The sequence below is a fragment of the Plantactinospora sp. CA-290183 genome (assembly GCF_050936375.1).
Lineage (GTDB): Bacteria > Actinomycetota > Actinomycetes > Mycobacteriales > Micromonosporaceae > Plantactinospora.
Window position 1 is genome coordinate 184,979 of record NZ_JBNJMX010000003.1, and the last position, 18,724, is coordinate 203,702.

The 18,724-nt window shown below is 75.2% G+C and carries 12 protein-coding genes and 1 riboswitch; of the genes, 5 read left to right on the forward strand and 7 right to left on the reverse strand.

The window, feature by feature from the left end; all coding sequences use genetic code 11:
• The first annotated feature begins 543 nt into the window (after positions 1–543).
• A complete protein-coding gene (gene groL / locus ACQEUR_RS08960; RefSeq protein WP_433028242.1) occupies positions 544–2,166 on the forward strand; it encodes a chaperonin GroEL in 1,623 nt (540 codons plus the stop codon).
• A gap of 233 nt (positions 2,167–2,399) precedes the next feature.
• Here the strand turns inward: groL and ACQEUR_RS08965 are convergent, their stop codons facing one another.
• The 3 genes from ACQEUR_RS08965 to ACQEUR_RS08975 form a co-directional block, all read right to left on the reverse strand.
• Positions 2,400–2,642: a hypothetical protein gene (locus ACQEUR_RS08965; protein WP_433028244.1), complete on the reverse strand. Its 243-nt coding sequence runs from the start codon at positions 2,640–2,642 to the stop codon at positions 2,400–2,402.
• Positions 2,643–2,752: 110 nt separating this feature from the next.
• Positions 2,753–3,730: a GNAT family N-acetyltransferase gene (locus ACQEUR_RS08970; protein ID WP_433028246.1), complete on the reverse strand. Its 978-nt coding sequence runs from the start codon at positions 3,728–3,730 to the stop codon at positions 2,753–2,755.
• Between the two features lie 102 nt (positions 3,731–3,832).
• Positions 3,833–6,448, reverse strand: a complete 2,616-nt coding sequence (locus ACQEUR_RS08975; RefSeq protein WP_433028248.1) for a S8 family serine peptidase — start codon at positions 6,446–6,448, stop codon at positions 3,833–3,835.
• Between the two features lie 101 nt (positions 6,449–6,549).
• Here ACQEUR_RS08975 and ACQEUR_RS08980 point away from each other — a divergent pair, with 101 nt between their 5' ends.
• Positions 6,550–8,379, forward strand: a complete 1,830-nt coding sequence (locus tag ACQEUR_RS08980; protein WP_433028250.1) for a glycerol-3-phosphate dehydrogenase/oxidase — start codon at positions 6,550–6,552, stop codon at positions 8,377–8,379.
• A 35-nt stretch (positions 8,380–8,414) separates the two neighbouring features.
• Here ACQEUR_RS08980 and ACQEUR_RS08985 read toward each other — a convergent pair whose 3' ends face one another.
• Positions 8,415–9,809: an FAD-binding oxidoreductase gene (locus ACQEUR_RS08985; protein ID WP_433028252.1), complete on the reverse strand. Its 1,395-nt coding sequence runs from the start codon at positions 9,807–9,809 to the stop codon at positions 8,415–8,417.
• A gap of 149 nt (positions 9,810–9,958) precedes the next feature.
• Here ACQEUR_RS08985 and ACQEUR_RS08990 point away from each other — a divergent pair, with 149 nt between their 5' ends.
• Positions 9,959–11,266, forward strand: coding sequence for an FUSC family protein (locus ACQEUR_RS08990; protein WP_433028254.1), 1,308 nt, complete (start codon positions 9,959–9,961; stop codon positions 11,264–11,266).
• 74 nt (positions 11,267–11,340) lie between these two features.
• Here the strand turns inward: ACQEUR_RS08990 and ACQEUR_RS08995 are convergent, their stop codons facing one another.
• Positions 11,341–12,633, reverse strand: coding sequence for an aminotransferase class V-fold PLP-dependent enzyme (locus ACQEUR_RS08995; protein WP_433028257.1), 1,293 nt, complete (start codon positions 12,631–12,633; stop codon positions 11,341–11,343).
• 46 nt (positions 12,634–12,679) lie between these two features.
• Positions 12,680–12,800: riboswitch (SAM riboswitch) on the reverse strand.
• A gap of 67 nt (positions 12,801–12,867) precedes the next feature.
• Between ACQEUR_RS08995 and ACQEUR_RS09000 the strand changes: the two genes are divergently transcribed.
• On the forward strand, positions 12,868–14,562 hold the full coding sequence (locus ACQEUR_RS09000; protein WP_433028260.1) for a PrsW family intramembrane metalloprotease: 1,695 nt from the start codon (positions 12,868–12,870) through the stop codon (positions 14,560–14,562).
• 95 nt (positions 14,563–14,657) lie between these two features.
• Here the strand turns inward: ACQEUR_RS09000 and ACQEUR_RS09005 are convergent, their stop codons facing one another.
• On the reverse strand, positions 14,658–14,996 hold the full coding sequence (locus ACQEUR_RS09005) for a GroES family chaperonin (RefSeq protein WP_433028263.1): 339 nt from the start codon (positions 14,994–14,996) through the stop codon (positions 14,658–14,660).
• A 158-nt stretch (positions 14,997–15,154) separates the two neighbouring features.
• Here ACQEUR_RS09005 and ACQEUR_RS09010 point away from each other — a divergent pair, with 158 nt between their 5' ends.
• Entirely contained in the window at positions 15,155–16,459 is a 1,305-nt protein-coding gene (locus tag ACQEUR_RS09010; protein WP_433028967.1) for an AI-2E family transporter, read from the forward strand.
• Positions 16,460–16,532: 73 nt separating this feature from the next.
• Here the strand turns inward: ACQEUR_RS09010 and ACQEUR_RS09015 are convergent, their stop codons facing one another.
• Positions 16,533–18,608, reverse strand: a complete 2,076-nt coding sequence (locus tag ACQEUR_RS09015; protein WP_433028969.1) for an ATP-dependent DNA helicase — start codon at positions 18,606–18,608, stop codon at positions 16,533–16,535.
• Positions 18,609–18,724 lie beyond the last annotated feature (116 nt).

Genomic DNA, 18,724 nt, shown 5'->3' on the forward strand with positions numbered 1-18,724 from the left:
CTGGCGCCGTCGCACCGTCATCGCCGTCGTGCCGTCATCCCCGTCGCGCGGGACGCGCCGGACGCGACTGAGGCGCCCGGCGCGCCGGGCGCCTTCCCTCGGCGCGGGCGCCGGACTTCGCATTCCGGCCGGTCGTTCCCCGGGGCGGGCCGGTGGCTGGATCCGCGCAGATCACCTGGCCCGGGTCCGTCTGGTCGCCCGTCATCCACCTCGCCGGGTCGCGCCTACTCGCTTGCACTCGGCAGGTGAGAGTGCTAAACAAGTGATTGGCACTCGCGCGCCGCGAGTGCCAGAAGGTCGGGGCGGTAGGGCCACGGTCGCGAGTCCGCGGGAGGGGCTTGCGGCACATGGCCGGTCGTCGCGGGCTATCCGGCCCGGCCGGCGAACGTCACCGTCGCCCAGCGCGTCGGAGTCGATCAGGCGCACAGGCGCCCTCGACGCCGCGAGCTGACGCAGCGGTGACGTCCGAAGGTGCGTAATCAGGCGGCACGTCGGGGTCGACGAGACTCCGGTGGCCGTGAGTGTCCAGGAGGACAACGCCGTATGGCCAAGATGATCGCGTTCGACGAAGAGGCGCGCCGTGGCCTCGAGCGGGGTATGAACACCCTCGCCGACGCCGTGAAGGTGACGCTCGGCCCCAAGGGCCGCAACGTCGTGCTCGAGAAGAAGTGGGGCGCTCCCACCATCACCAACGATGGTGTGAGCATCGCCAAGGAGATCGAGCTCGAGGACCCGTACGAGAAGATCGGCGCGGAGCTGGTCAAGGAGGTCGCCAAGAAGACCGACGACGTTGCCGGTGACGGCACGACGACGGCGACCGTCCTGGCCCAGGCGCTGGTCCGCGAGGGCCTGCGCAATGTCGCGGCCGGCGCGAACCCGATGGCCCTGAAGCGGGGCATCGAGGCCGCGGTCACGAGCGTCTCGGAGGAGCTGAGCAAGCTCGCCAAGGACGTCGAGACCAAGGAGCAGATCGCCTCCACCGCCTCCATCTCCGCTGGTGACAGCAGCGTCGGCGAGATCATCGCCGAGGCGATGGACAAGGTCGGCAAGGAAGGCGTCATCACCGTCGAGGAGAGCAACACCTTCGGGCTGGAGCTGGAGCTCACCGAGGGCATGCGCTTCGACAAGGGTTACATCTCGGGGTACTTCATGACCGACCCCGACCGGATGGAGGCCGTCCTCGACGACCCCTACATCCTGATCGTCAACAACAAGATCGCCTCGGTCAAGGATCTGCTGCCGATCCTCGAGAAGGTCATGCAGTCGGGCAAGCCGCTGGCCATCATCGCCGAGGACGTCGAGGGCGAGGCCCTGGCGACCCTGGTGGTCAACAAGGTCCGGGGCACCTTCAAGTCCGTCGCCGTCAAGGCGCCGGGCTTCGGTGACCGTCGCAAGGCCATGCTGGGCGACATCGCCATCCTCACCGGTGGCCAGCCGATCAGCGAGGAGGTCGGCCTCAAGCTCGACGCCGTCGGCCTCGACATGCTGGGCCGCGCCCGCAAGGTCGTGGTGACCAAGGACGAGACCACCATCGTCGACGGTGCCGGCGACGCCGAGCAGATCCAGGGCCGGGTCAACCAGATCCGGGCCGAGATCGAGCGGAGCGACTCCGACTACGACCGCGAGAAGCTGCAGGAGCGGCTGGCCAAGCTGGCCGGTGGCGTTGCGGTGATCAAGGTCGGCGCGGCCACCGAGGTCGAGCTGAAGGAGCGCAAGCACCGCATCGAGGACGCGGTCCGCAACGCGAAGGCCGCCGTCGAAGAGGGCATCGTCCCCGGTGGTGGCGTCGCGCTGGTGCAGGCCGGCAAGACCGCCTTCGACAAGCTGGACCTCGCGGGTGACGAGGCGACCGGTGCGAACATCGTCAAGGTCGCGCTGGACGCCCCGCTGCGGCAGATCGCCGTCAACGCCGGCCTTGAGGGTGGCGTCGTGGTCGAGAAGGTACGCAACCTCGACCCCGGGCACGGCCTCAACGCCGCGAACGGCGAGTACGTCGACCTGCTCGCGGCCGGCATCATCGACCCGGCCAAGGTGACCCGGTCGGCGCTGCAGAACGCCGCGTCGATCGCCGCGCTGTTCCTGACCACCGAGGCTGTGGTGGCGGACAAGCCGGAGAAGAACCCGGCCCCGGCGGCTGCGCCGGGCGGCGGGGACATGGACTTCTGAGTCCAGGCTCCACGTAGCGAGGGGTGGGCCGCGCGAGCGGTCCGCCCCTCGTCGCTGTCTGTCCGATGGCCGGGCCGGCCACCCGATCCAGCGGCCGACAGATCCGGCAGCGTCGACCGGGCCGGCAGGTCCGGCAGCGTGGACCGGGACTGACGCCCGGCAATGTCGACCCGGCCGACAGGTCCGGCAATGTCGACCCGACCGACAGGCGGCAGCGTCGACGCCGACCGGGGTCAGGTCGGCAGGCGCCGCTGGTTGCGTCGCTTCTCGAACGGCGTGAAGGGTTTCCTGATCTGGACCGGCGCGTCGACCATCTCCACGGGTTCGAGCGGAGTCTCGGCGACGCCCTCCATCTCGGCCCGTTGTACGGCGTCGCCGAAGTCGAGCCGGCTCACCGGCGTCTCCGCGGGCACCTTTGTGACCCGGGTCAACGCGACCGGCTGGAGATCGTCAATTGGTTCGTCGTCCTTCGCCATGACTTCCTCCTCACCTGACAACGGTAGGAGCACGGCGGACGACGTACCGGAGAATGGCGCTATATGGGTATTGCTCCCGTTCTCTGGTCTTTGCGGGCCGTTCGGGAGTTTCAGCTCGTCCCGGCCGCCGGCGTGAGCCGCTTGCGGTAGAGGAAGAAGACCCGCTCGATCCACGCCCCGGCGCTCGCCGCGTAGAACGGTACGGGCCCGACCCAGCCGATCTGCGCCCGAGAATGCCCGGCCGCCCACTGGTCGCGCAGGCAGCGGCGCAGCAGCACGCCGCCGATCCCGAGCCCCTGCGCGGCGGAGGCGGTGCCCATCGGCCCGAACCAGCTCGGCCGGGAGGAGCCGTACGCGGCGAAACCCAGGATCTCGTCCCCGCCCCCGGCAGCGGTACGGACGGCGAGATGGCAGCCGGCGTCCGGGCGGCCGATCGAGTGCGCCACCTCGGCGTCCCAACTGCCGCCGAAGTTGTCCCGGGCGAACTCGACCAGCGCCGGAAGGTCCCCCGGCACCGCCCGGCGTACCGTCACGCCCTCGCCGGCCAGCCGCGCCTCGCCGGCCCCGGTGCCCCGCAACGCCGGGGAGGACTCGTCGGAGAGGTCCGCGGTCATGTTCCAGGCGGTGCCGTCCGGCGTGTAGCCCAGGGCGAGCGCGGTGCAGATCGCCGGGGTGTACCGCACGTCGATGCCCGGCCACGCGTAGTGCGGGGCGTTGCCGGCCAGCAGCACCTGGCTCGCCCCGACACCGGCGAGCGCGCCCTCGGCGGCCAGCAGCAGGGCCCGGCCGACGCCCCGGCGGCGCAGCTCGGGGCGGACCGCGAGCAGGTCGACATGGCCGGTGCCCGGGTCGCGGCGGGCGATCGAACCGAGGACCACGCCGGCGAGCGCGTCGCCGGAGCGGGCGACCAACCCGACGGTACGGCGGCGCTCGGCCGAACCGGGCAGTGGGCGGTCGTCGCGCAACCGGGCCACGATCGCCGCCGCCTCGGTGGCGTCCTCGGGCAGGTCCAGGGACTCCTGGCAGAGCAGCACGACGGCGGGGAGCAGGTCGTCGGTCAGCTCGACGAGGGAGAACTCGGCGTCCACCAGGGGGACCCTAGATCATCGTGCGCGACTCCGCGCGGTCGGCCGTCGCCCTCGCCCGGCGTCGCGTCCGTCGCCGGCTCGATGCCCAACCCCGCTGCCGGCTCAACGCCGCTCCACCGCCTGGGCGGCCCGGACCGCCGCGTACGCGTCGACCAGCCCCGCACCGGTCACGTGGGCGTCCGAACCGCAGGTGTCGTCCGGATCGCGGGACGCCTCGGCGGGCGTCGCGGTCTCCCGCAGGATCCGGCTGGTGGTCGACACGTCCCCGATCAGCGCCGGGTTGGCCGACCACATCAGCGCCACCACCCCGGCCACGTGCGGAGCCGCCATCGACGTGCCGGCCGTCGCCCGGTAGCCGCCGCCCGGCACGGCGGAGAGCACGTCGGCGCCCGGTGCCACCACGTCCGGCTTCGCCGCACCGCCGGCCGCCGGTCCCCGGCTGGAGAAGGTGGTCACCCGCCGGTCCCGGTCCACCGCCCCCACCGTGAACACCTCGGCGTACGGCGCGGGCGGATCGTCGATCGACCCGCAGTACGGCCCGGTGTTGCCGGCGGCGGCCACGAAGTAGATGCCGGCGGCGGCGAGCGCGGCGGTGGCCGGGCGGAGGGTCTCCGTCGCGCAGCCCTCGACCGGCGGGCAGCCCCACGAGTTGGTCAGCACCTGCGGCGCCCGCTCGGGCCGGCCGTCGACGAGCGGGTCGGCGCCCGCCGGGAACGGCGCGAGCATGAACTGGAGGCAGTCCAGGTAGCGGGCCGGGCTGCCCAGGTTGCGGTCGAGGTTCACGCAACCGACCCAGCGCGCCCCCGGAGCCACCCCGACGTTCCGGGCGCCGACCGCCGTACCGAGCGTGTGGGTGCCGTGGCCGTTCTGGTCGGTCGGGGCGCCGGAGCCGTTCCACGGGTCGTACCAGGAGTCGTCGCCGCCCCGGAAGCCGCCGGCGAGCGCCGGGTGTGCACCGTCCACGCCGGAGTCCGAACCGCCGACCACGATCCCCGCACCGTCGGTGCCGAGCTGCGACCAGACCCGGTCCGCGCCGATCAGGCGCAGGTTCCAGGTGGGCGCCGTGGGCGCGGCCACCGCACCCCGCATCGGCGTACGGCCGGCCGGCAGCGGACGCAGCCGCTGGCTGACCAGCACCTCGGCGACGTCGTCACGGCCGGACAGCCAGGCCCGCACCGCCGGGCCGCCGTCGACCTCCACGGCGTTGACCAGGTAGTACGGCGTGTGGTCGAGGTGCAGCCGGTCCAGTTGACGGCGCAGGTCGGCCTGCGAGCGCCGGGCGGTCTCGACCAGCCGGCGGTACACCTCGCGGCCCCGGGCCTCCCGTCCGGCGGCACCGGACGGGCCGGCCGGCACCCCGGACAGGTCCGCCTGCTCCTTCAACACCACGAAGAGCCGGTCGCCGTGCCAGCCCGGCGCGCCGGGCCCGGCGTACACCACGGCGGCGGCGAGCAGGAGCACGGCGGCAACGGCGGCGGCGACCGGGCGGCGGGGGAAGCGCGCGCCGGAGCGGCCCAGGCCGACGCCGTACCCGATGCCGAGCAGCACCGCGACGGCGAGCGAGGCGCCGGCGGCGACGGCCGTCCAGGTCGGCACGTCCCGGGCCGGGACGAGCAGCAGCGTGACCTCGTCCGGGTCGACGAAGAGCAGCGGCCCGGCGGCGGCGATGCCGACCAGCCAGCCGACCACCCCGCTGCCCGCCCCGCCGTCCCGGGCTCCGCCCGCCAGGCCGGCGGCGGCCCGGGACACCGGCCGGAGCCCGGCGAGGGCGAAGCCGGCCGGCGGCAGCACCAGCAGGGCGGCGAGCGGTACGCCGGACTGGCCGGTCCCGGCCGCGACGAGGGCCAGCGCCACCCCGGCCACCAGGCCGCCGACCAGCACCAGCCGGGGACCGCCACCCGGCCGGCCCGCAGCGGTGCCGGCGCCGGTGCCGGCACCGGCGCCGGTCGCGCCCGAGGGGTCCGGCCGGCTCGCACCGCAGCGGTCGTAGGCGGCCCAGAAGTCGCTGTCGAGGATGGTCGCGGCCAGCCAGCCGATCGCGGCGGCGGCGGACAGCCCGGCCGCCGTCTCCAGTACACCGCCGAGCGCGCCCACCCAGAGCCAGGGCAGCAGCAGCGCCAGCCCGGCCGCCACCGCCAGCCCGAGCGCGGCCGGGTCGGTACCGGCCCGGCCCGGCGCGCCGGTCCGGTCTTTTCCCGCGTCATCCCCTCCGGCGCGGCCCGGACCCGGGCGGTGGCCGGCCCCGGCCCGCTCCCGGTGGGGGCCGAACCGGCGGACCAGCACCGCCGCCAGGGCGGCCGTGGCGGCCAGGGCGGCCAGGTAGCCCTCGTGCGCCGGCAGCGGGATCGCCCGGAGCAGACCGAGCGCACCCAGGGCGAGCGCGCCGAGCAGCCAGGCGCGACCCGCCGCGCGGACCGCCGGGGACCGGGGCAGCCAGCAGAGCAGCGCGGCGGGCGGCGCCACCAGCAGCGTGGTACCGGCAGCCGCGAGCGGCCCGGCCCAGGCCGGCTGGTCCAGCCCGCTGATCAGCAGGAACTGTCCGACGAGCCAGCCGCTGCCCTGGCCGCCCACGGTGACCACCACGGCCCACCCGCCGAGGAACGCGGCGGCGAGCACCGGCCACGGATTGCCCGGGACGCCGGGAGGCCGGCCCCCGGGCGCCACGACGGCGGGCGGCGGAAACCGTTCACCGGGCGGTGGTGGGGGACCAGCCTGCATGGGTGCAGATTACGATCTGCGCGCCACGGGCCCGCCCCGGCGGTACGGGCCGGTGTGGTGTGCCGGCGGGCGGGCTCGGCGGGCGGCGGTACCGTGGACAGGTGCGTGACCCCAACGTTTCCCGGAACACCGCGAGCCGGCTCTCGCCGTCCCGCCGCAGCGCCGACCTGCGCCGGCTGCGGAGTGAGCGGTTCGACGTACTCGTCATCGGTGGTGGGGTGACCGGAGCGGGCGCCGCCCTCGACGCCGCCTCCCGGGGTCTCAAGGTGGCCCTGGTCGAGGCCCGCGACTACGCGGCCGGCACCTCCAGCCGGTCCAGCAAGCTGATCCACGGCGGCCTGCGCTACCTGGAGCAGTTGGAGCTGGGCCTGGTGCACGAGGCGCTGACCGAACGGGGCCTGCTGGCCACCCGGCTCGCCCCGCACCTGGTGCGTCCGGTACCGATCCTGGTCCCGCTGCCGGCCGGCGGCGGTCGCACCGGCCTGCCCGGCCGGGCCTGGCGACGGACCTACTACGGCACCGGCGTCGCCGCGTACGATGTCTTCGCCGGCATGCTCGGCGGCGGGCGCGGCATGCCGCTGCACCGCCACCTGACCCGCGAGGGCGCCCGCCGGACCTTTCCCAGCCTGCGCGCCGACGCGATCGCCGGCGCGATCCGCTACTACGACGGGCAGGTCGACGACGCCCGGCTGGTGGTCACGCTGGCCCGGACCGCGGCCAGCCTCGGCGCGGCGGTGGTGACCAGCGCCCGCGTGGTGGGGCTGACCCGGCAGGCCCGCGAGGTGACCGGGGTACGGGTCCGGGACATGGAGGCGCCGCCCGGTTCACCGGACGCGGAGTTCGAGGTGCGGGCCCGTACGGTCATCGCCGCCACCGGAGTGTGGAGCGACGACATGTCCGAGCTGCTGGGCGACGTCGGGGTACGGCGCGGACTGCGGGTGCGCGCCTCCAAGGGGGTGCACCTGGTGGTGCCCCGCTCGGCGATCACCGGCGAGGCCGGGCTGATCCTGCGTACCCCCACCTCGGTGCTCTTCGTGATCCCCTGGGGCGGGCACTGGATCATCGGCACCACCGACACCGACTGGCGGCTCGACCGGGCCCACCCGGCCGCCTCGGCCCGGGACATCGACTACCTGCTCGACCAGGTCAACACCGTGCTGGACCGGCCGCTGACCACCGCCGACATCGAGGGCGTCTACGCGGGGCTGCGGCCGTTGCTCGGCGGCGAGGCGGACTCGACCTCGAAGCTCTCCCGGGAGCACGCGGTCTACGAGCCGATGCTCGGGCTGCTGCTGGTCGCCGGGGGCAAGTACACCACCTACCGGGTGATGGCCGCCGACGTGGTCGACCGGGCGGCCCGCCGGCTCGGTGGGGCACGCCCGTCGCGCACCGCCGACCTGCCGCTGCTCGGCGCCGACGGCTACGCCGCGCTGTGGCGGGACCGCGCCGACCTGGCCCGCCGGCACGGCGTACCGGCCGGGGTGGTGGAGCACCTGCTGGAGCGGTACGGCAACCTCGCCGCCGAGCTGCTCGCCATGGTCGACGCGGATCCGCTGCTCGGCTCGCCGATCGTCGGGGCACCGGAATACCTGGCCGCCGAGGTGGCGTACGCGGCCGGCGCCGAGGGGGCGCTGCACCTGGACGACGTGCTGACCCGGCGTACCCGGATCTCCTTCGAGACGGTGCACCGCGGCGCCGAGTCGGCCGAACACGCCGCCGAGGTGATGGGCCGGGTGCTGGGCTGGAACGCCGCGGTGCGGGCCCGGGAGGTCGAGCACTACCTGGCCCGGGTCGAGGCGGAGCGGCAGTCGCAGCGGATGCCGGACGACGCCACCGCGGACGCGGCCCGGCTGGGCGCCCCGGACGTGCGCGGTTTCGCCGCCGACCGGAGCGCCGGCGCCGGCCTCGGTGGGGTGGAACTGCCGGGCTGACCCGCCCGCCCGCGCGAGCCGGGCCGGCGGGGTGGTCAGAGCACCTTGCCGGGGTTGAGCAGGCCGGCCGGGTCGAGAGCGTCCTTGATCGCTTGGTGCACCCGTACCCCGACCGGGCCGATCTCCCGGGCCAGCCAGTCCCGCTTCAGCAGGCCGATGCCGTGTTCGCCGCTGCAGGTGCCGCCGAGCGAGAGCCCGAGCTCCATGATCGCGTCGAACGCCCGCCGGCCGCGCTCCAGGCTGGCCGGGTCGGCCCGGTCCACCACGATGTTCGGGTGCATGTTGCCGTCACCGGCGTGCCCGACCACGCCGATCGGTACGTCGTACTCGACGGCGATCCGGGCCGTGCCGTCCAGCAGCGCGGCGAGCGCGTCCCGGGGTACCGCCACGTCGTCGATGACCAGGCCGCCGTTGCCGCCGGGGTACGCCTGCGCGGCGAAGCGTTCCATCGCCGGGTGGGCCAGCCGGCGGGCCTGGAGCAGCGCCGCCGCCTCCACCGCGTCGGTGGCCGCGTAGACCTCGTCGGCACCGCTGGCCGTGCAGACCTCGGCCAGCCGGGCGAGGTCGGCGGCGGCCCGGGGACCGGTGTCGGCGGCGGCCAGCAGCAGCGCCTCGGCGTCGGTACGCAGCCCCATCGGCTGGTACGCCTCGATCGCGGCCAGGTGTGTCCGGTCCAGCAGCTCCAGCAGGCTCGGGGTGAGCCCGCCGGCCGAGATCTCCGCCACCGCCCGGCCGGCCGCGGCGGTGGAGGGGAAGACCGCGACCAGGGTCAGCGACTCCTCCGCCGCCGGGCGCAGCGCGACGGTGATCTCGGTGATCACGCCGAGCGTCCCCTCCGAGCCGACGAAGAGCCGGGTGAGGTCGTAACCGGCCACGCCCTTCGCGGTACGCCGCCCGGTGCGCAGCACCTCGCCGGTGCCGAGGACCACCTCCAGGCCGAGGACGTACTCGGTGGTCACCCCGTACTTGACGCAGCACATGCCACCGGCGTTCGTCGCCACGTTGCCGCCGATGGTGGAGGACTCCCAGGAGCCGGGGTCGGGCGGGTAGCGCAGCCCGTGCTTGGCGACGGCGCCGGCCAGGGCGGCGTTGACCACGCCGGGCCGCACCACCGCGATCCGGTTGACCGGGTCGACCTCCAGGATCTCGTTCATCGCCACCATGGAGAGCACGACGGCGCCGTCGACCGCGTTCGCCGCCCCGGCCAGGCCGGTCCGGGCGCCCTGCGGCACCACCGGTACCCGGTGCCGCGCCGCCACCTCGATCACCGTGACCACGTCGGCGGTGCTCCGCGGCCGGACCACCACCGCCGGCGTACCGGCGGCGCAGAGGTCGGCCTCGTCGCGCCGGTGGCCCTCCAGCAGATCGGGATCGGTGAGTACGGCGGCGTCGCCGAGCGCGGCCCGCAGGTCGTCGAGAAGATCCGGCATGGTTGGCAGGCTAGCCGCCGGAGGTCCGGCCGACCATGGGGCCGATCGCCGGTGCCGGGCGGCGCACGCCGGCTGGACCGAGTCGTCGGGATTGTCCGACGCCGCCCCCGCTGCGGGTTCGTCCCGCCCCTGCGCGGGTAGTCCCCGGCATGCGCTCTGTCCGGGACTTCACGGCGCTGCGGCGTCGTGACCTCGACCGGCGGCGCATCGCCGAGACGCTGGAGGGTGCCCGGAAGCGGTCCCGGGCCACCCTGCGGGACCGGTGGCACGCGGTGCGGTTCAACCTGGTGCTGGCGCTGCAGGCGGCGATCGCCGCCTCGCTGGCCTGGGTCGCCTCGCACGAACTGCTCGGCAATCCCGAGCCGGTCTTCGCGCCGATCTCGGCGATCGGCACGCTCGCCTCCTCGGTCGGCCAGCGGCTGCGCCGGACCGTCGAGCTGATCATCGGGGTGGCCGTCGGGATCGGCCTCGGTGACGCCCTGGTGGTCGCGGGCGGCAGCGGGCCCTGGCAGCTCGGCGTGATCGTCTTCCTCTCCATCGTGGTGACGATCTTCCTCGGCGGCGGGCCGGCGGTGGTCACCCAGGCGGCGGCCACCGCCGTACTGATCGTGGCGCTGGCGCCGCAGATGACGAACCTGGAGTCGCCCCGGGTGATCGACGCGCTCATCGGCGGCCTCGCCGGTCTCGTGGTGATCACCCTGCTGCTGCCGCTGAACCCGCTGCGCGTGGTGGACCGGGCGGCCCGGCCGGCGCTCGGCCGGCTCGCCGAGGAACTGTCCGAGACCGGGAAGGCGCTCAGGGACCGGGACGCCAGCCGCGCGCAGGCGGCGCTGGACCGGTTGAACGTGGTGGAGCGGCACCTGGAGGGCCTGGAGGAGGCGCTGGAGGGCGGCCGGGAGACCGCCAACCTCTCGCCCGCCCGCTGGCACCGCCGGGGGGCGCTGGCCCAGTACGTGGAGAGCGCCCGGTACATCAACCACGCCGTACACAACAGCGGGACGCTGATCCGGCGGGCGGTCACGGCGCTGGAGGACGACGAACCGATCCCGGAGACGATGCCGACCGCGGTCGACTTCCTGGCCGAGTCGGTGCGGCTGCTCCGCAAGGACCTCGGCGTCGGTGTCGCGCCGGAGGCCGCCCGGGAACAGGCGCTACAGGCGGTCAGCGAGGCTGGCCGGGCGTACGCCGACGGGGTGGGCTTCTCCGGCAGCGTGGTGATCGCGCAGGTCCGGACCACCGGTAGCGACCTGCTGCGGGCCACCGGCATCGAACGGACCGAGGCGAACCGCCTGGTCCGCAAGGCGGTCGGCAGCCACGCCGGGCCGGCCGCCGCGCCGGCCGCCGACGCCGGGGCGCCGCCGCCGACGGCCGCTCCCCGGCACCCGCCGGCCGCCGGGCCGAAGGACGCGCCGGCCGCGCCCACGAACCCGCCCGCCGCCGGGCCGACGAACCCCTGACGCGCCGGTCGCGCTCACGAACCCGCCGGCCGCCGGGCCGACGACCGTGCCGGCCGCCGGCTGGGCAGGCGTGCTCAGCCGAGCCCGGCCAGGGCGGTCAGCAGCCGGTCCACGTCGTCCCGGGTACTGCCCAGCCCGATGCTGGCGCGCAGCGCGGTCGGTGGCAGATCGCTCCGCCCGGCCCGGGTGGCCGCCTCGGTGAGCAGCCGCCGGGTCAGCGGGTGCGCGCAGAAGAGGCCGTCCCGCAGCCCGATGCCGTGCTCCCGGCCCAGTTCCTCGGCGACCCGCGTCGAGTCGCGGCCGGCGACCACGAACGACACGATGCCCACCCGGGGAGCGGCCGCGTCGAAGGTGCGCAGCTCCAGCACCTCCGGCAGCGCGGCCAGCCCCGAGCGCAGCCGGGCCAGCAGGGCCTGCTCCCGGGCGTGCAGCGCGGTCCGGTCCGCCGACTCCAGGGCCGCGCAGACCGCCGCCAGCGCCACCGCGCCGAGCAGGTTCGGGGTACCCGCCTCGTGCCGGGCCGGCCCGCGCGCCCACCGTACGTCGTGGGTGGCCGCCCCGACGGCGGTGGTCGCCCCGCCCCCGGCCAGGTACGGCGGGGCCGCGTCCAGCCAGTCGGCCCGCCCGGCGAGCACCCCGGCGCCGAACGGCGCGTAGAGCTTGTGTCCGGAGATCGCCACGTAGTCCACGGCCAGGGCGGCGATGTCCAGCGGAACGTGCGGCGCCAGCTGGGCGGCGTCCACCGCGATCCGCGCGCCGTGCCGGTGCGCCACCAGTGCCAGCTCGGCCACCGGCCAGCACTCCCCGGTGACGTTGCTGGCCCCGGTCACCGCGACCAGGACCGGCGCCGCACCGTCCGTGTCACGGCGCAGTTCGCCCAGGGCGGCGTCGAGGGCGCGCAGCGCCGCGCCCGCGGAGCGGGGCACCGGGAGCCGTACCGTGCCGCCGCGCCAGGGCAGCAGGTTGGCGTGGTGCTCCCCGGCGAAGGTCACCACCGTGGTGCCGGCGGGCAGGGCCCGGGCCAGCAGGTTGAGCGCGTCGGTGGTGTTCCGGGTGAAGATCACGTGGTCGTCGCCCCGGGCACCCAGGAAGTCACCCACGGTCTGCCGGGCGCGCTCGTAGGCCAGGGTGCTCCGCCGGGACGCCGCTCCGGCACCCCGGTGCACACTGCCGTACCAGGGCAGCAGCTCGGCCACCGCGTCGGCCGCGACCCGCGCGCACGGCGCGGTCGCGGCGTAGTCGAGGTTGACCTGACCCGGTACGCCGAGCACGCCGAGCGGCCCGGGACCAGCGTCGGCGGCCTCGGCCGGCCGGGCGGGGTCCGGTTCCGTGGCGGACCGGAGCGCGGGAACGAGAGTGGTGGTCATGGAGGCACCTCCGAGGGTCCAGGGACCCCGGGGCGGCATGGAACGGGGTCCGCGCTTGCCCGGCACGACATGAACCGGACCCGGTCATCACCCGGGGCACCCCACCGCGAACCTCGACGAGGGTTGCCGGCCAGCAAGCCGGGGCTTGGACGCTGGCACTCGTGACCTGGAAGCGAGCATAACCGGCCCGGATCTGCTCCGACCAGCGGTGTCCCGGGTGGCTACGCTGACCGCATGCCCGAGACCCCGAGCGGTGCCGCGCCGCACCCGTCGTCGTCGCCGGTACCGCCGCCTGGGCCGCCACCGGCGTACGGGCCGCCCTCGTACGGGCCGCCGCCGCTGTCGGCCGGGGTGCCGTCGCACGTCGGGCTGCCGGTGTCGGCCAGCATGCCGCGCTCGGGGCTGGGCTGGCAGCGCATCCTGGTGATGGCCGGCGCCATCCTGCTGATCGCCGGCAGCGCGGTGGCGATGCTGCTCACCCTCGGCAGCCGGTTGGGCGTCGAGGCCCTGGTGATCGGACTGGTGGCGGCGATCCTGCCGGTCCCCGTCCTGGTCGCCTGCTTCCTCTGGCTGGACCGGTACGAGCCGGAGCCGATGAAGTACCTGCTCTTCTGTTTCGCCTGGGGGGCGGCGGTCTCCACCTACGCCTCGCTCAACGTGAACACCTGGGCGGCCGGTCTGTTCCAGTCCGCCGGTCTCTCCGACTCGCTCGTCGCGGTGCTGGTGGCGCCGTTCATCGAGGAGTTGACCAAGACGCTGGGGCCGATCCTGCTGCTGGTGTTCCGGCGCCGGGAGTGGTCCGGGATCACCGACGGCATCGTCTACTGCGGACTGTCGGCCGTCGGCTTCGCCATGGTGGAGAACATCCTCTACCTCGGCGGTCTCGCCTACGGCCAGGGCGTCGACGAGTACGGGCCGGCCACCGGGGCGCAGAACCTCTTCGGGCTCTTCATCGTGCGGGTCCTGCTCACCGGCTTCGCCCATCCGCTCTTCACCTCGATGGCCGGCGTCGGGCTGGGCGTCGCGGCCCGCTCGGCCGACCTGCGGGTACGGATCTTCGCTCCCCTGGCCGGCCTGCTGCTGGCGATGATGCTGCACGGCACCTGGAACCTGATGCCGACGCTGGCGCAGCAGACCGGGCAGCCGCTGATCCTGCTCTACGGCTACATCGGCCTGATGGTGCCGATCTTCCTCGGCATGGTCGGCCTGGCCATCTGGCTGCGCGGCTGGGAGGGCCGGCTGACCGAGCGCCGGCTGCCCGACTACGTACGGGCCGGTTGGTTCACCCCGCCCGAGGTCGCCGCGCTGACCAGCCTCGGCCGGCGGCACGCGGCCCGGCAGTGGGCCCGCCGGGTGGCCGGGCCGGAGGGGCTCAAGGCGATGCGGGGCTTCCAGTTCGCCGCGACCCGGTTGGCGCTGCTGCGCGACGGGATGCTGCGCGGGCTCGACAGTCGGCCGGCCGACCTGGCCCGCGCGGCCGGTGACGAGCGGCGGCTGCTCGACGCGATCCAGTCGTTCCGGGGGGCCTTCGTCGGCCGCGACCCGCAGGCCCCGGTCGGGGTGTGGGACGGTGCCCGATACCACCTGAACTTCCCGGACGGGGTGCGCCGGACCGTCGAGGCGCCGGAGGAGCCGGTGGTGCCGATTCCGGTCGTCCTCGTGCCGGCCGGCGCGCCGGCACCGACCGGTTACCCCGGCCCAGCCCCGCGCCCCGGCTATCCGCCCCCGCCGCCCGGTGGCGGCTACGGCCCTCCGCCGCCCGGTGGCGGCTACGGCCCTCCGCCATCCGCTGGTTACGGTCCGCCACCTGGTGGTTATGGCCCGGCGGCATCCGGCGGCTACGGGCCCCCGCCCGGTGGCCACGTCCCGCCACCGACCGGCTACGGCCCGCCGCCCGGTGCCGGCTACGGACCCCCGCCGGGGCGCTGACCAGCGCCGACGACGGCGTGGAGATTCGGCCCGAAGTGGCCGTGCCCAGTCCGGCGGGAAGTGGCGTGCTCAGATCCGGCCCGGAGCGGCGGTGCTCAGAGGTACAGCCCGGTGGAGTCGGTCTCCACCCGCTGGGCGGCCACGGCGTGCACGTCGCGCTCGCGTAGCAGGACGTACTCCCGGCCGTGGAGTTCGACCTCGGACCGGTCGTCCGGGTCGAAGAGCACCCGGTCGCCGGAGACGATGGCGCGGACGTTCGGACCGACGCCGACCGCGGTCGCCCAGGCGAGGCGCCGTCCCATCGAGGCGGTCGCCGGGATGACGATGCCGGCGGTCGAGCGGCGTTCGCCCTCGCTTCCCTCCGTGCGGACCAGCACCCGGTCGTGCAGCAGGCGGATGGGCAGGCCGTTGTCGGTGTTCGGGTCGGCGGTCACGACCGGAACCGTACCGCGCGTCCCTGCCGTACGCCGCCGGTGGCCGTCCCCGGCGCGACCGACCGCACACCGGATCCGGGCGGTCGGGGCGACCGGGTGCGTCTCCGGTGGCCGCGCGCACCGAGCCGACATGTGAGGAGCCCGCTACGGTAGGGAGGCTGATTCCTCATTGGGAGGTGCGCTTGAACCGCTTCGAGCAGCTGCGCGCGGCGATCCGCCGCGCGTCCGCGTTCGGGCGCCCGCCGGGCCGGTCGGGCGGGACGGAGCATCCGGCCGCCCCCGAGACGCCCACGGCGGACGCCCCGCCGCCGCTGCGCCCACTGGTGAGCGGTGACGAGGAGCTGACGAAGGTCCACCCGTCGACGTCGAGCCTGGACGACGCGGACGTACCGCACGGCCTGCGCATCGCGGCCGCCTGGTCGTGGCGCCTGATCGTGATCGGCATCGTCGCCTGGGCGCTGCTCCGAGTGGTCGGCACCATCCGGATCGTGATCATTCCGTTGGCCATCGCGCTGCTGCTCTCCGCCCTGCTCGGCCCGGCGGTCGGCCTGCTGCTGCGGGCCCGGTTCCCCCGTTCACTGGCCACGGCGGTGGTACTCGTCACCGGGCTGGCCGCGGTGGTCGGCACCCTCACCCTGGTGGTCAACGAGTTCATCCGGGGCGTACCCGACCTGAGCCGCAACGCCACCGGCGGCATCCGGCAGATCCAGGAGTGGCTCCAGACCGGGCCGCTGCACATGTCGGACCGGCAGCTCGACTCCTACATCGAGCAGGGCGAGCGCTGGATCAACGAGAACACCCAGTCCCTGACCAGCGGCGCGGTCTCGACCGCGGCGACCGTCGCCGAGCTGATCACCGGCGCGCTGCTGGTGCTCTTCGCCACGTTCTTCTTCCTGCGCGACGGCGGCAAGATCTGGCGCTTCATCGTCCAGCTGCTGCCGGTGGCGGCGCGGTGGCGGGTGGATGACGCCGGCCGGGCCTCCTGGAGCACCCTGGTCGCGTACGTCCGGGCGACGGTGCTGGTCGCGTTCATCGACGCGGTCGGGATCGGCGTCTTCCTGGTGATCTTCGACATCCCGTTCGCCTTCCCGCTCGCCGCGCTGGTCTTCCTCGGCGCGTTCATCCCGATCGTCGGTGCCACCCTCTCCGGGGCGGTCGCCGTGCTGGTCGCCCTGGTCGACAGCGGCTGGGTGACGGCGTTGATCATCCTCGGCGTGGTGATCGGGGTCCAGCAGGTGGAGGGACACATCCTCCAGCCGTTGATCATGGGGCGGGCCGTGGCCATCCATCCGCTCGCGGTGATCGTCGCGATCGCCGCCGGCGTGGTGCTCGCCGGGATCGTCGGGGCACTGGTCTCGGTGCCGCTGATCGCGGTGCTGAACACCGCCGTCCGCCGGCTGGCCCACCGGGGCCCGCCGGCGGTGCCGCCGGACGCCGTGGTGGTGGCCTCCCAGGCACCCTGACCCGGGGGCGGCCCCGCGCCACAGGGCCGGGCGCCGTGCCCCTGCCCCGGCCGGGCGGGGCGCGCGGCGCGGGTCAGGCGCGGGCCAGCCGTTCCAGGGCGCCCCGGGCGACCTCCGGCCGGGTGGTGTACCAGAACGGCGGCAGCGACCGCCGGAGGAAGGCGCCGTAGCCACGGGCGGTCTCCAACCGGGAGTCGAGCACCGCCACCACGCCCCGGTCACCGGTCGAGCGGATCAGCCGGCCGACCCCCTGGGCCAGCCGTACGGCCGCGATCGGGACGCTCACCGAGGCGAACCCGGAGCCTCCGCCCGCGTCCACCGCCGCCGCGCGGGCCGCCGCCAGCGGTTCGTCCGGGCGGGGGAAGGGCAGCCGGTCGATCACCACCAGCTGGCAGGCGTCGCCCGGTACGTCCACGCCCTGCCAGAGCGACATCACCCCGAACAGGCAGCTCGCCCGGTCCTCGCGGAACTTGCGGACCAGCAGCGGCAGCGCCTCCTCGCCCTGTAGCAGCACCGGCAGGTCGGTGCGGGCCCGCAGCAGCTCGGCGGCCTGGAGCGCGGCCCGCCGGGACGAGAACAATCCGAGGGTACGGCCACCGAGCGCGCCGACCAGCTCCAACAGCTCCTCGCCGGCCGCCGCCGGCAGGCCCGAGGCGCTGGGCCGGGGCAGGTGCGCGGCGACGTAGAGGATGCCCTGCCGGGGATAGTCGAACGGGGAACCGACGTCGAGCGAGCGCCAGCCGCTGGGCGCCTCCGTCCCGCGCTCGCCGGCCGGGGACCGGCCCGAGGGCGTACCGGCGGGCGTGGACCGGGCCGGGGCGCCGGGACGGGCGGTGCTGTCGGCCAGGGCCGTGGCCGCCGGTGACGGTGCGGTGATCGGGGCCGGGCCGAGCCCCAGCGCCCGGGCCACGGTGTCGAACCGGCCGCCGAGGGCCAGCGTCGCCGAGGTGGCGACGACGGTGCGCTCGTCGTAGAGGTGGGTGGCGAGCGTCCCGGCGACGGAGAGCGGCGCGACCACCAGCGCGCGGCGCCCGGATCCCGCCCCCTCCGGCTTCTCCACCCAGGCCACGTCGTGGTCGGCCTCCTCCAGCAGCCGCTGGGCGGTCTTGGACAGCTCGTCCAACACCGCTTTGGCCTGCTGCTTGCGTACCGGATCGGGGTCGTCGGCCTTGACGTCGCCGATCTTGTCCAGCGCGGCCCGGGTGGCGGCGTCGAGCAGGGTGCAGGCCTGCACCAGAGGGCTCGGCAGCCCGGCGACGATCCGCCCGGCCGGCGTCTCGGCCAGCCCGACGGTGAGCGCGTCACCGGCCTCGACCAGCGCCTCGGCCACCTCCGGCGGCAGCAGCGGCCGGGTACGCCGGGCCGCCCGGTCGATCAGCTCCGGCACCAGTTCGGCCTGGGCCGCCGAGGAGACCCGGTCGGCCAGTTCGTGTGCCTCGTCGATCACCAGCAGCTTGTGCGGGGGCACGATGTGCCGGCCGGCGAGCATGTCGACGGCGAGCAGACTGTGGTTGGTCACCACCACGTCGGCCTCCCGGGCCCGCGCCCGGGACGCCTCGGCGAAGCACTCGGCCCCGAACGGGCACCGGGCCGCGCCGACGCACTCGCGGGCCGGCATGGAGACCAGCCGCCAGGCGTGGTCGTCGACGCCCGGGTCCAGCTCGTCGCGGTCGCCGGTGCCGGTCTCCATGGCCCAGTCGCGCAGCCGCTGGATCTGCTTGCCCAGCCGTCCGGCCTCGCCGAGCCACTTCGTGCCGCCCCCGGCGCGACCCGGCGTGTCGAAGAGCGCGTCCTCCGGCTCGTCCTCTGTGGAGTTGTCCAGCCGGGCCAGACAGAGATAGTGGTGCCGCCCCTTCAACACCGCGAACGTCGGCCGCCGGCCGAGCACCGGGGCGACCGCGTCGGCCAGCCGGGGCAGGTCGTGCTCGACGAGTTGGGACTGCAACGCCAGGGTGGCGGTGGAGACCACCACCGGGCCGTCGACGGTCAGTGCCGGGGCGAGGTAGGCCAGCGACTTGCCGGTGCCGGTGCCGGCCTGCACCAGCAGGTGCTCACCGGAGGAGACGCACTCCTCGATCGCGGCGGCCATCTGCTGCTGCCCCGGCCGGGCGGCGCCGCCCGGAACGGCGCCCACCGCGGCGGCCAGCAGGTCGGTGCCGCTCGGCCGGCCGGCCCGCCGCCGGCCGCGGGGCCGGACGGGCGCCGGGGCGTCGGGCTGCACCGCCCCGGCGCCGGTCGTGTCGAACAGGCTGGCGTCTGTGGCGG